The organism is Listeria immobilis (genome assembly GCF_014322845.1).
GTDB classification, from domain to species: domain Bacteria; phylum Bacillota; class Bacilli; order Lactobacillales; family Listeriaceae; genus Listeria; species Listeria immobilis.
The window spans coordinates 257,393-269,929 of record NZ_JAASUA010000003.1; the positions used below are offsets into that span (position 1 = coordinate 257,393).

Genomic DNA, 12,537 nt, shown 5'->3' on the forward strand with positions numbered 1-12,537 from the left:
AAACAATAGGAAAGATGATAGATGCAGAGTACATAAAAATTGGTGTAAAAAGAAATACGGGAGCAATGGGAGCAGCAAGTAAAATATCGTTAAAACTAGATAAACAAAAAGTAAAATCGTTAAAACACAAGGAAGAGGTAGCACTAGAAATACAGGGGGATTCCGCTGAAATAAGTGCGAATCAGTGGTTTTTTGGAAGCAAGACAGTGAAAGTAAATGCTGGAGAAACCGTAGAAATCCAAACCAATCCTAAGTCTATCTTATCCTTTATTGGCGTAATTTTTTTACTAGTTTTATCATTCTTTTTAAATAATCCAATTGTGAGTGTAATAGCATTAATACTTAGCCTGCTGAGCGAAATAGGAAGGGACTCTAATTGGGCCTTATAAATCGACTATACGGTAATTTAAAAAGAAAAAATAGTGACTTTTCAGATTCACTTATTTTTCTAAAACTTATGAAGAAATAGACAAAATGGCGGCGGATACAATTGGTAATGGTGTTTAATGAATAGAAGAGAGTGGGTTAAAAGATGCGCGGTTTAAGTTTAATGAAATTCATTGGTATGACAATGGTTGTATTGGCTTTAGTACTAGCTGGATGCGGAAATGAAGAAACTACAAAGACAGAAACAAAGAAACAACCAAAAAGTATTGAGAAACAGGAGAAAAAAGTAAAGATTGAAAGCAATGAAGGGAAACCGCAGCATGAACAACTTATTACGGTGAAATTGCCTCCTGAAGCAGATTATATAAATGAAGACACATTGAAACTATATAATCAAGCTAAAAAGAAGTATAACAATACAACTCAACTAATTATAGATAACTCAGTCACACTCTTACTGGGTGATTATTGTTTTTATGATACTACATTAGATGAATTAGAATGTTCGGCTGTAATAATAAACGGCACAAATGCTACCATTAAAGATATTAGTTTTGAAGTTAATTTAGAAATTAAGAATCAAAATGATATGATTTTTAAGGATAATGGGACTTATAGTTTTACAAAAAAAGATGTTGGAGAAGTTCAGTCAAATGAAGGGTTTTCCACGGGGGTAGCTTTTGCAACAGAGTCTTCAGAAGTAAATGAAGAGAAGCGGATAAAAATCAATCCAGAAGATGTTGTTATTCATTTGAAAAATATTAAGTATACCATTGTAGAATGGGCAACAAAAGATGGGGAAAATTCAAAAATGTAGAAAAAAACGTAATGAAGCATATAGAAACATGAAAAAAATAACAGATAGGAGAACCGATGAAAAAAATACTGATAGGCTTGTTCGCAATCTTATTGTTACTAGGAGGTTGTTTCAATAAAACGGCAGAAGAAAAAGCACAAGAAGGAACCACACCCGTACAAGATTATGTGGGTCAAGGGTTTTCGTTTGTGGACGGGAACAAGTCAGCTGAACGAGTAAAAAAACATGAGGAAGAAATTAAACAAGAAGCGATCAATTATATGAAAACAACCTATAAAACAGATGTGAAAGTGAATAACGTGGTTCCAGCGAGAAATGCGGCAGTAGTGATGGTGGAGTGCGAGGAACCTATTCAATTCCATACCTCTGTAATAGTGAGCCTAGTTCTTAATAAAGACGATGTTGGAAGCGCAAGAAGTGAAGAAGGAGAAGTAGAAAAAGCGATTGTAGGCGGATTATACGCAAAAGCATATGAGGCAGAATTTCAGCATTTGGATGCATTTGCTGAAAAAATAGCGAAGGAAAATGATTTGCTGGGGATGAGAGATGAGGCTATCGATAAAACCGCATCAGTGGGTTATGCAGAAAAATATTATTTTATTGCTATAGGCGCCTTGGATTATCCCAATGTTTATAATGCCTATATAGAAAATCCAGAAATTCCAGTAGATGAGCTGAAAAATTTATTTTTAAAGGATGACCCATTAAATGAAAAAATGGAAATTGCAATGAATTTTTTCTCTGCGGAGGAGAGTTTACCTAAGCAAGAATTGGTAGATAACTTAGCAAGTGAGATACTGCAAGAATCAAGATTGCCCAAAGGGACTTACGAGACTTCGGTGTATAAAAATCTTATTGTCAATAGGGTAGGTTTACCTGATGGAGAAAACATAGAGGCAGACGTAACAATTAATTGATAAAGATGTCGTTTTGGTTGCTGATGCAGCGGGATTTTTAGATAGAAGAGAGTGGGTTAAAAGATGCAAGGTAGAAATTTAATGAAAGTACTTAGTATGATAGTAATTGCAACTATTTTAGTACTAATGGGGTGCGACAATGAAGAAATGAAAAAAACAGATACAGAGAAACAAACTAAAACCGTTAAAAAACAGGATAAAAAAGTGACGATTGCAAGCAATGAAGGAAAACCACAACATGAACAACTTATTACGGTGAAATTGCCTCCTGAAGCAGATTATATAAATGATGAAACTTTGAAAGTATATGAGCAGGATTTAAAGAAATATAACAATACAAGGCAATTGATAGCGGATAACTCAATCACACTCTTGATAGGAGATTATTGTTATTATGACCCAGTATGGGATGCTCTAGAATGTTCTGTTGTAATTGTGAATGGAACAGATACAAGAATTGAAGATCTTAGTTTTCAAGTGAGTATTGAAAATAAAGCAATGTCGGAAATGAAATTTTTAGATAATGGGGTTCCGGAGCTTACAAAATCCCAAATTGGAAACTTCCAACCTAACACCGCCGTACCGATGGTTTTGGCTTTTGCAGAGGAGAATCCTAAGGACAAAGAAGAAAATGGTATAGAAATTGATACAAAAAATATAACGATTAAATTAAAGAATATCCAATACAAGATGGTAGAATAGGAGGACAAAAGATGGGAAAAGAAATTAAAATCAATCCAGATTTTTTTTAAAAAGCAGAAAAAATGTAACGGAGTATATTGACATGTGAAAAAAATAACAAAAAGATAGGAGAACCGATGAAAAAAATATTGATAGGCTTGTTCGCAATCTTATTGTTACTAGGAGGTTGTTTCAATAAAACGGCAGAAGAAAAAGCACAAGAAGGAACCACACCCGTACAAGATTATGTGGGGCAAGGGTTTTCGTTTGTGGACGGAGACAAGTCAGCTGAACGAGTAAAAAAACATGAGGAAGAAATTAAACAAGAAGCAATCAATTATATGAAAACAACCTATAAAACAGATGTGAAAGTGAATAACGTGGTTCCAGCGAGAAATGCGGCAGTGGTGATGGTAGAGTGCGAGGAACCTATTCAATTTCATACCTCTGTAATAGTGAGCCTAGTTCTTAATAAAGACGATGTTGGAAGCGCAAGAAGTGAAGAAGGAGAAGTAGAAAAAGCGATTGTAGGCGGATTATACGCAAAAGCATATGAGGCAGAATTTCAGCATTTGGATGCATTTGCTGAAAAAATAGCGAAGGAAAATGATTTGCTGGGGATGAGAGATGAGGCTATCGATAAAACCGCATCCGAAGGTTATACAAGTAATCATTATTTTATTGCTTCATCGTCTTTGAGTTTTCCTAGTGTGTATCAGGCATACTTAGAAAATCAGAAAATTACTGTAAGTGAATTAAAAATATTATTTGCAAAAGATGACCCAACGAATACAATTTTATCTATTCCAATGGAATTTTATTCTAAAGAAAATAAACTTCCTAAACAAAAGGTAGCAGATGACTTAGCAAAAGAGCTTCAACAAGAGGTAGGCTTGCCTAAAGGAAATTATATGGTTACGATTTATAAGAATTTTATTGTAAATCGTGTGGGTCTTCCTGACGGAGAAAACATATCTGTAGAAGATATAATTAAATAAGCATGGAGCGAAAATGTATGGTAACAAAGCTTAAAACACCAGATATGGATTTAAAAGAATTGAGTGATAAATGGGTCTATAAGTGTCCTAAAAGAGGTACTCCGTTAGATGTAAATAATACCACGTACCAAGTCAAAGCAGATGAATACAACACCGTATCTGGTCTCGACTACATGGTCGTAGAAAATACACAAACAAGCGAGTTTAGCATGGTATTTGAATGTACGCAGGGAAAAAGGTTAGAACAAGAGATGGCTTATTTGAAGTATTTGATAGAAAATCGAGATTTTACTGATAATGAAAAAGAAAGAAGTCAATTAACGGCATTTTATCATTTGTTTTTTCATTTGCAAGTTAGTAAAAGCAAAGTAAGTGGTGTAATTAATGAAGAAAATTTTCAAGTAAACCAGATTGAAGTTGTTAAAATTGATCGTTTCTATACAGAATTAAATGTTTCTTGCCAATTTATGGATGTAACAGAATTCGAAAGCTACTATTGATTAAGTTTGTACCCTAGAAATTAATTGGTTTTTGATGGGAGACCTAATGGATTTCGCGATACCAAAACGAACAGGACTTTGATAATTCAAGGTTCCTTGAAAGCGAATATGATTCCACCTACTGACGTAATCAAAAATAATAAACACATTTCTATAAAAATGCCCACATAAAAACGGAGGATTTTCATTGAAAATAGACCTAGAACAAGTATATACACTAAACTTCACGATGAGATTAAGGGCAGATCCCTTGGAAAATAAGAGGTTTTTAAAATGGAGTTTCTTAATAATTTTCTTTTTGAATTTAGGACAACAAGTCTTATTGGAAGATGTATCAGGTAATTTTGGTTCGCCTAAAATAACTTCTAGCATGCTTGCTGTTGCGATAGCATCATATTTTCTGCTATCTCCAAAGAATTTGACCGTAAAATACCAAGCAACTCAGTATTTACTAACTGCTTTTTGTTTACAAGGGGTCATATTTATATTGGCAAAACTCTTCTATACGTCATTCTTTTATGTACTTCAAAATGAAATAACCCTTGATATGAGAATTCTGTATTTTGCCAACGTTATTTTTTTAACGATATGGCTGATAATTTTTATACTTTCTTGCTTTTATTTTAAGAAGAGATTACTACGAGGAGATTTTCGGGAAGGCTCAATGACACAAAAGAAACGTAGTAATAATGACGGACTGAATTTAAGTATAAAGAGTTTAATATTTATAATTGTTATTTCCTGTTTACTACTTGTAATGCGTATAGTTGGGGAAGATATAAATAATATATTGTTGGCGGTAATACTTCTTATCATGATGTTTATCACCTTAGGAGGAATAACGCTATTTCCAGAATACTTACTAACTGCTTACTGTAAATATAAATTCCCAGAGTTTTTTGTAGAAGTTTATGGGAAAATAGAGGAAGAAGGATTATACTTTGAACATTGTTTGACATACCAAACCAGAAGTAAATTAGACGATTGGCATTTTCCGCTTGAGGATTTAGAAGAAATAGTTATTAAAAATAATATCAATCAAACTGGGCCAGTGTTCTTTTTCATAAAAAAACCATTTAAGAAAAAAACCTATTATGAATTTAAATATTATTTACCAACAAATCAAAAAGTAGAATTAAATAATGATTTATTTGGGTATGAATCCATCGAAGTCGCAGATGCTCTTAAAACACGTGATACGAACAATGTGGATTTAAAGTATATGCGAAAGCGAATGAAGCGCTACGCTAGAGAAAGAAAATGGAAAATAAAAGCGGATGAATTATATGGGGTTATTTTAAATAATTCAGATGAAGTCATATTTGATTTTTATATTCCATTGATAAAAACGATTAACCAACGTAAAAAGTTTTAAGAAAAATCAAGTTTGTCAGCAGACTTGATTTTTTACATTGGTGTTAATTTTACTGGTATACTTCGATCAAAATTCCATTATAGTAAGTCTATCTTAACAAATGGAGTTGAAAACAATGATAAAAAACGAAGAAAAATTAAAAATGCTACACCAAAAAAAGGAACCGCTAATTTTATATAATTGTTGGGATGTTTCTTCTGCTCGAGCGATACAAGCAGGCGGGGCAAAAGCCATGGCAACAAGCAGTTACGCAATCGCAGAAAATCTTGGAGTGGCAGACGGAGAGCGACTAACTTTTGACGAAATGTTCCAAGTTCTATCACGAATTGCGGCAAATACACCACTCCCGCTAACTGTAGACATCGAGAGTGGTTATGCTGAAAATCTTAATAAACTTGCCAAAAACACTGAACGCCTACTTGAAATTGGAATAGCTGGTATAAATATAGAAGATCAACTCATGGGTGCTACCAATCCCGCATTATGCAGCACGGAGGAATATTGTGATAAAATCAAGGCAATAAAACAAACGGTAGCTAAAAGAAATGCGAATATATTTATAAATGCACGAACGGACATCTTTTTCCAGGGACGAAAAGAGACAGAAGCGCTAGTAAATGAAGCAATCAAACGAACAAAAGCATATGCCAAAGCAGGTGCAGATTCGATTTTTATTCCAGGGTTACTATCGCCGCAATTAATCCGTACTTTTGTCCAGAAATCTCCATTACCAGTCAATGTTATGCTAATGGACGGAATGGTTTCCACCGCTGAACTAACAGAAATCGGCGTAAAAAGAATAAGTTACGGGCCAAATAGTTATTTTCAGGCTAATTTAGCGATTCAACAAGCAGCGGAAAAGATTTTCGGAGGAGTTGAAAATGTATGATTACTAACTCGCGAGATATTGATAAATATTATGAAATGTTAGTAGAGAAAAACTCGAATTACGAAGGAGTATTTTTTGTTGGGGTGAAGACAACCGGGATACTTTGTAGACCAACTTGTCCGGCGAAAAAGCCACTAAAAGCAAATTGTGAATTTTTTAGTACAGCTAAAGAAGCACTTTTGGCATCTTATCGACCTTGTAAACGTTGTGAACCACTTTCAAATCCAACAAAAATGTCGCCAGCTGTGAAGTTGCTTGTTGATGCTATTGAAAAAAATCCGGAGAAGAAGTGGACGGATAAAGATTTTGATGATTTGTCAATTAGTGCAAATACGGCACGACGCCAGTTTCAGAAGCGATTTGGAATGACATTTATTGAATATGCTCGGTCGCGTCGCTTGGGGCTTGCCTTTAAACACATTCGAAATGGTGAATCAATCATCAATGCGCAGATGGATAGTGGTTATGAGTCAGGAAATGGATTTCGCGATGCTTTTTCAAAAACGATGGGAGATGTTCCTCATAAATCAAAGGACATCACCATTTTATACTCCGCCTGGCTTGAGACGAAACTTGGCTCGATGTTGGCAATTTCAGATGAGGACCACTTGCTACTTTTAGAATTTGTTGATCGAAAAGGTTTGGAAACAGAAATAAAAAAATTGCGCACACGATTAAAAGCAGGAATTTCACCTGAAAAAACAGATGTTATCAAGCAAGTGGAAGCAGAATTGGCGCTATATTTCGATGGGAAGATTGTGGACTTTAAAACACCAATTCGCTACATTGGTTCCGCTTTTCAGCAAAGTGTTTGGAACGAATTGAGGCGGATTCCAATTGGTGAGACGATTTCGTATAAAGCACTTGCGGAGAAGCTTGGAAAACCTACTGCAAGTCGCGCTGTCGCAAGAGCAAATGGGGCGAATCAACTATCGCTAATTGTTCCGTGTCATCGAGTAATCAATAGTAATGGTGCATTAGGAGGCTATGGTGGCGGACTTGCTCGGAAAGAATGGCTTATCAATCATGAAAAGATGGTTCCGGAATGAAAGGGAGCCATCTTTTTTATCATTTTATGTGAATTCCAAATAGTGGCATTAAAGCCGGGGCATGAGAATAACTAATGTTTACCCCTTTTAAATCTTGTGGTAGGGCAGTGATAGACTCAAAAATGCAAGAGCTAATATCAATTCCACTCAGCGTACAATTTAAAAACTGTGCTTTATTTAAATCAAGACCTTCTAAATATGTATCAACTAATTGCGCACCACTAAAATCACTATTTGTATAAGCGCCAGATTCAAACAAAACCCATTTTAAATTAGCATAGCGAAAGGCGATATAATCCGCATAACAATCATCAAAAACACAATTTCTAAGTGTCGCATCGCTGAAATTCACCCCAATTAATTTGCAATTTTCAAATCGAACGCGGTGGATGACAGCTCCCATCAAATCTAAATTCGACAAGTCGCAATTTCTAAAAATCACATCTGTTAAATTCGCACTTACAAGAGAGACGGAATCAAACACACAGCCTTCAAAGATAATTGTTTCTAATTGAAAATGTTCGAAAATTTCTCCTGTAAGCAAAGTTCTTTTAAAGATTTTCTCACTCACTTCCCCAATATCTTCAAGCACGTATGTATCGTCTGGATAGACCGTCAAATCTCCATCCGGAATCCGCGGCGCAGTAATTTTTTTCATTTTTCTTACCTCACTTTCACTTCTATTATAGCTTATATTGTTTGGAATTGGGCTGAAAAATCATTTACCTTTCCTAAAAAACGGCTTACAATGAGTTTAGATGAAAAATGGGATTGGAGGATTGAACGAAATGACTGCAAGCGTATTAGTAACGGGAAAATTACTACCAGAAACAATGAAAGCACTAGAAAAATGGAAAATTGAAACACTTTTAGGCGATGATTTAACAGAAACTGAACTAATCAAAAAGGTGGCGGAGGTAGATGCAATTATTTGCCCGCTTTCCACACAAATAACCGCAAAAGTTTTAGAAGCCGCAAAAAATCTTAAAATCGTTGCGAATATTGGTGCAGGATTTGATAATATTGCTGTGAATAAGGCGAAAGAATTAGGGGTTGTGGTAACTAATACCCCGGATGTATCAACAGAAGCAACTGCTGAATTAACATTGGGGCTTATTTTGGACGTAGCCCGGAGAATTTCTGAAGGAGACCGTCTATGTCGTGAAGCACCTGAGAAATTTACAGGCTGGGCACCGACGTTCTTTTTAGGCACGGAATTAAGTGGAAAAACCCTTGGAATTATTGGCTTAGGTAGGATAGGACAGGCAGTTGCAAAACGAGCAGCCGCTTTTGGAATGAAAATTATTTATTCTGGGCATAATCCGAAAGACTACAACGCCGAATTTGTTAGCCAAACCGAATTGTTAAAACAGAGTGATGTAGTAACAATTCACGCGGCCTACAATCCTGATTTAAAGCATTTAATCAATGAAAAAACGCTCCAAATGATGAAACCCAGCGCATTTTTGATCAATGCAGCTCGTGGGCCGGTTGTCGAGGAAGTTGCACTCGTAAATGCATTGAAAAGTGGAGAGATAGCTGGGACGGCGCTAGATGTTTTTGAATTTGAACCTAAAATTGGCGCAGCGTTACGAGCCTTAGATAATGTAGTTTTGACCCCGCATATTGGTAATGCAACTGTCGAAACTCGCACAGAAATGGGACGAATGGCGATTTCAAATGTCGAAGCTGTATTAGCCGGAAAAGCTCCCATTCATCCGGTTTATTAGAACAGTAAAAATAGCCGTGGTTAGACGCTGCGGCTATGTAATTTTGCTAAATTATGATATAATATTTTTTGTCGGAATACGACGGGTTGTTAGCTCAGTTGGTAGAGCAGCTGACTCTTAATCAGCGGGTCGTGGGTTCGAACCCCTCACAACCCATCATGGAAAACCGTTTAGGCTGTTGAGCTTAGGCGGTTTTTTTATCTGAATTAGTTTACATTAAAATTGATGCTAATGAATGGATAGAAGGATATAAGTGGTATGAAGCTATAATAATCAATTAGAGTGTTTTGATATTAATAAAATCAGTCAAACCTTAATGAAAGATAAATTAGAAGAAGTAGTAAAAAAGATTATTTCATTTTTGAAAAATAATTGTTTAAACAAAATTTATATTGAGTATGAATAACAAAACAAGTATGAAGATGAAATAAAAGAAGCAGAAAATCAATAAAAAGAAAACTTAAAGTTGGATTATTTCTGTTAACTTAGGAAAAAACCTGCTACAATTGTGTTGTGAATACACACACATAGATACAAAGATGAGGTGCAGAAATGAGTGAAATAAAAGTACGAGAAGCAAGTTTGCAAAAATATGCCACGAAACTGGGAGAGAAAGGAAATGAAGTCGACTATTTACCTATGAAAGATGGCAATATGGCCTATAGTCGAGCGAATTCCATTAACCATTTTAGAACGGCGATGTTTGATTTGGTAGAAGCGGTTGATGTTTTTCGGGGTGTGGTAGAGACGGATGCTACCAGATTAAAACAATTAGGCTTATCCTTCACCAATAAAGACCGGGAACTAGAACGAACCATGGGCTTAGAGGTGAAGTAAGTGGACACAAACAGCTACGAATTAGAACAACAGTTACAGGTACTCCAAAAACAACAACGAGCGGCAGAAGACACGCTACTACTGCTCAAACGGGAACAAAATGAGCAGGAATGGTTGGAAGAAGATTTTGCGCGTCATTGTCAATTAGAAATGGAAACGATGGCGTCGTTACGAGAGTTTTGGCAAGGGGATGAAGCTCGGAATTTTGCGTATTATTTAGAAGATATTCATGAAGAGGAAAAGAAAAACTGGCGTAAAAACATGGTATCCAAAAGAGAAAAACAGCAAGAAAAAATAAATAGTTGTCAAAAAAATTTGTATCAAATAGAGAGAGAGCAGCAAAGTATACAAAAGGAGCTAACAAGATGAGCAGAATCGATATCGGAGAAGTACAAACATTCTTAACAAAACTCCGAACCTCGAATGAAGATGGGGAAAAAGCTATTCAAAGTATTCAAAAAGTCGTGATACAATATACAGATGATGATAGCTTAAAAGGAAAAGCCATTGATGCATCCAAACAATACTATCAAACAACCTATATTGCCCTTTGCGATGCGATTAAAGAAGCTATGTCTGAAAGTGAAGACCGTTTATCTCAGTATATCCAAGATTTTCATGCGCAAGTGGACAGCTCAGCTAACGCAAAAATAGACGCAGCAGGCTTATACGAATTAGAACTAAAGATTGATAAAATCGAACGAAATAAAGAAGATCTTGCACAACGAATGAATTCTGGAACAGAAGGGCAAATGCAAAATTATCGTTCGCAATTAAGTGCTGCCTATAAAAAGGAAAATATTTTAGAAAAATATTTATCATTTGAACAAAGCCATGAAAATTTTTTTGAAAATTTAACGGTTTTAGTCCAGAGTATTCAGCAGACAGTGCGCGAATTACAAAATAATATTCAGTTTAACAGTCAAACAGGTACCTATGATATGAGTAAACTAGACATCCAACCGCTAGAATGAATGCGGAAAGCCTTAGATAAAGCCAAAAGCAATGAAGTGACCATTAACTTTGACGACTACCAAAAAGATTACCGAGGTGGCAAGTGGATCTTACAAAAAGATGGTAAAGTAGATGTAGAAGCCACGAATGCATACAATGAAGCCGTTTTAAATGGAACCTTACCAAAAAAAGCCAATGCAGCAACCCAAGAGGCAGAACTATTAAAAGGCATTCTGGCATCGCTAAAAAACAAGAAAGATCCTATTACTGGGGCAGATATAAGCAGTGTGCAAGTATTATCTATCCTTAGCGGGCTCGCTTTCTCCTATAGAGCAGGAAGATATCGAGGAAAGAAACTGACGATTCCAAACCCTGACAAGAGAAAGAGGAAAGAGAAGAAAAAGAAGAAGGAAACCAATGGAACTGATTTTGAAGATATTATTAAAAAAGGCGAAAAAATGCCCGATCATGAAGTTGTGGAAAAGGGAAGTTTACCAAAGGCTGGAAAACCAAATTCTTCAGCAGATATTCTTAATGCTGATGGAAGTGTAAAACAAAGAAGGTATTACGATGAAAAAGGAAGAGCAAAAGAAGATATAGATTTTAATCATTCAGATGATGGAACACATGAATTTCCGCATAGGCACAAATGGGATTGGACAAATCCTGAAAAACCAAAAAGATTGAAGTGAGGAGAGATAATTAATGGAATGGGAAAAAATAGAAACTCAAGCAGATATTGATAACTTGATGCATTTGATTAATAATTTTCATGATAGTTGTATAAACGGTTTGACATATTCAAGTGGCACCTATGTTGATGAGGAATATTCGATGATAATGAATACAGAGCCAGTAGTGAATTTATTGATACAAAGACAATCGGAGTTTATGACAAATATAGAATTATGTTTAAGTGGAGTCAGTAAATTTCATATAAACAACGATTTAGGTTTGACTTTAGATATATTAGGTGCACATTTTATTAAACAAGAAGAAGATTTTTATTGGTATAGTAGTGAAGATATTGAAGATGACACTGTAACAAGGTTTGTATGTAAAGAAATTAAATGGAGAAGCATATCTTCATAATTAAGACTGAATTAGAGACAGTGCAAAATCATCCACTTCACTTAATTAAGGCGGAGCAGTCAGCTTTGAAAGTGTAGATTGTTGAACCGTATCAAAGGAAACCATACTTATAAATTTTCACTTTATTTTTGTTTAGCACATGTTTTGATAATAAGTGGGGAAATACTCTTATAGAGCCGTTTAACATGCTAGCTATTCTTAGTTTATTAGTAGTGTGGAATACTCTTGATCAGCGGGTCGTGGGTTCGAACCCCTCACAACCCATCTTAGAGTGTTAGAGTTTTCGCTATATGCGGAGGCTCTTTTTTGTT

At 35.4% G+C, this 12,537-nt stretch carries 13 protein-coding genes, 1 tRNA gene and 3 pseudogenes; 16 read left to right on the plus strand and 1 reads right to left on the minus strand.

What is annotated here, in order from left to right; genetic code table 11:
• Positions 1-14 precede the first annotated feature (14 nt).
• From HCJ45_RS05995 to HCJ45_RS06035, 9 genes and pseudogenes are all read left to right on the plus strand, one after another.
• Positions 15-389, plus strand: coding sequence for a hypothetical protein (locus tag HCJ45_RS05995; protein WP_222717898.1), 375 nt, complete (start codon positions 15-17; stop codon positions 387-389).
• A 143-nt stretch (positions 390-532) separates the two neighbouring features.
• A complete protein-coding gene (locus HCJ45_RS06000; RefSeq protein ID WP_187124239.1) occupies positions 533-1,204 on the plus strand; it encodes a hypothetical protein in 672 nt (223 codons plus the stop codon).
• A 56-nt stretch (positions 1,205-1,260) separates the two neighbouring features.
• Positions 1,261-2,121 carry a DUF1672 family protein gene (locus HCJ45_RS06005; RefSeq protein WP_187124240.1) on the plus strand — a complete coding sequence of 287 codons (861 nt, stop codon included), beginning with the start codon at positions 1,261-1,263 and terminating at the stop codon, positions 2,119-2,121.
• Positions 2,122-2,184: 63 nt separating this feature from the next.
• A complete protein-coding gene (locus tag HCJ45_RS06010) occupies positions 2,185-2,823 on the plus strand; it encodes a hypothetical protein (RefSeq protein ID WP_187124241.1) in 639 nt (212 codons plus the stop codon).
• 116 nt (positions 2,824-2,939) lie between these two features.
• On the plus strand, positions 2,940-3,800 hold the full coding sequence (locus HCJ45_RS06015) for a DUF1672 family protein (RefSeq protein ID WP_187124242.1): 861 nt from the start codon (positions 2,940-2,942) through the stop codon (positions 3,798-3,800).
• Between the two features lie 17 nt (positions 3,801-3,817).
• A pseudogene (locus HCJ45_RS15150) lies at positions 3,818-4,033 on the plus strand (SA1320 family protein); the annotation flags it as partial.
• A gap of 454 nt (positions 4,034-4,487) precedes the next feature.
• Positions 4,488-5,675 carry a hypothetical protein gene (locus HCJ45_RS14965; RefSeq protein WP_246456499.1) on the plus strand — a complete coding sequence of 396 codons (1,188 nt, stop codon included), beginning with the start codon at positions 4,488-4,490 and terminating at the stop codon, positions 5,673-5,675.
• A 115-nt stretch (positions 5,676-5,790) separates the two neighbouring features.
• On the plus strand, positions 5,791-6,564 hold the full coding sequence (locus HCJ45_RS06030) for an isocitrate lyase/PEP mutase family protein (RefSeq protein WP_185395696.1): 774 nt from the start codon (positions 5,791-5,793) through the stop codon (positions 6,562-6,564).
• The gene (locus HCJ45_RS06035; protein WP_185395695.1) at positions 6,561-7,613 is read left to right on the plus strand and encodes a bifunctional transcriptional activator/DNA repair enzyme AdaA; all 1,053 of its coding nucleotides are present in this window, start codon (positions 6,561-6,563) and stop codon (positions 7,611-7,613) included. The genes HCJ45_RS06030 and HCJ45_RS06035 overlap by 4 nt, the downstream gene beginning before the upstream one ends.
• 19 nt (positions 7,614-7,632) lie before the next feature.
• Here the strand turns inward: HCJ45_RS06035 and HCJ45_RS06040 are convergent, their stop codons facing one another.
• Positions 7,633-8,271, minus strand: a complete 639-nt coding sequence (locus HCJ45_RS06040) for a pentapeptide repeat-containing protein (protein ID WP_185395694.1) — start codon at positions 8,269-8,271, stop codon at positions 7,633-7,635.
• A gap of 130 nt (positions 8,272-8,401) precedes the next feature.
• Here HCJ45_RS06040 and HCJ45_RS06045 point away from each other — a divergent pair, with 130 nt between their 5' ends.
• The 7 genes and pseudogenes from HCJ45_RS06045 to HCJ45_RS06070 all read left to right on the plus strand — a co-directional run bounded on the left by HCJ45_RS06045 (position 8,402) and on the right by HCJ45_RS06070 (position 12,226).
• Positions 8,402-9,343, plus strand: a complete 942-nt coding sequence (locus HCJ45_RS06045) for an NAD(P)-dependent oxidoreductase (protein ID WP_185395693.1) — start codon at positions 8,402-8,404, stop codon at positions 9,341-9,343.
• 83 nt (positions 9,344-9,426) lie between these two features.
• Positions 9,427-9,499, plus strand: a tRNA-Lys gene (locus tag HCJ45_RS06050).
• Between the two features lie 118 nt (positions 9,500-9,617).
• Positions 9,618-9,749: pseudogene (locus HCJ45_RS14970) on the plus strand (hypothetical protein); the annotation flags it as partial.
• Positions 9,750-9,895: 146 nt separating this feature from the next.
• The gene (locus HCJ45_RS06055; protein ID WP_185395726.1) at positions 9,896-10,180 is read left to right on the plus strand and encodes a DUF3130 domain-containing protein; all 285 of its coding nucleotides are present in this window, start codon (positions 9,896-9,898) and stop codon (positions 10,178-10,180) included.
• Entirely contained in the window at positions 10,181-10,549 is a 369-nt protein-coding gene (locus HCJ45_RS06060; RefSeq protein ID WP_185395725.1) for a DNA double-strand break repair Rad50 ATPase, read from the plus strand.
• Positions 10,546-11,826: pseudogene (locus HCJ45_RS15155) on the plus strand (T7SS effector LXG polymorphic toxin). The gene HCJ45_RS06060 and the pseudogene HCJ45_RS15155 overlap by 4 nt, the downstream one beginning before the upstream one ends.
• A gap of 13 nt (positions 11,827-11,839) precedes the next feature.
• Positions 11,840-12,226, plus strand: a complete 387-nt coding sequence (locus HCJ45_RS06070) for a hypothetical protein (protein WP_185395724.1) — start codon at positions 11,840-11,842, stop codon at positions 12,224-12,226.
• Positions 12,227-12,537: the final 311 nt, after the last annotated feature.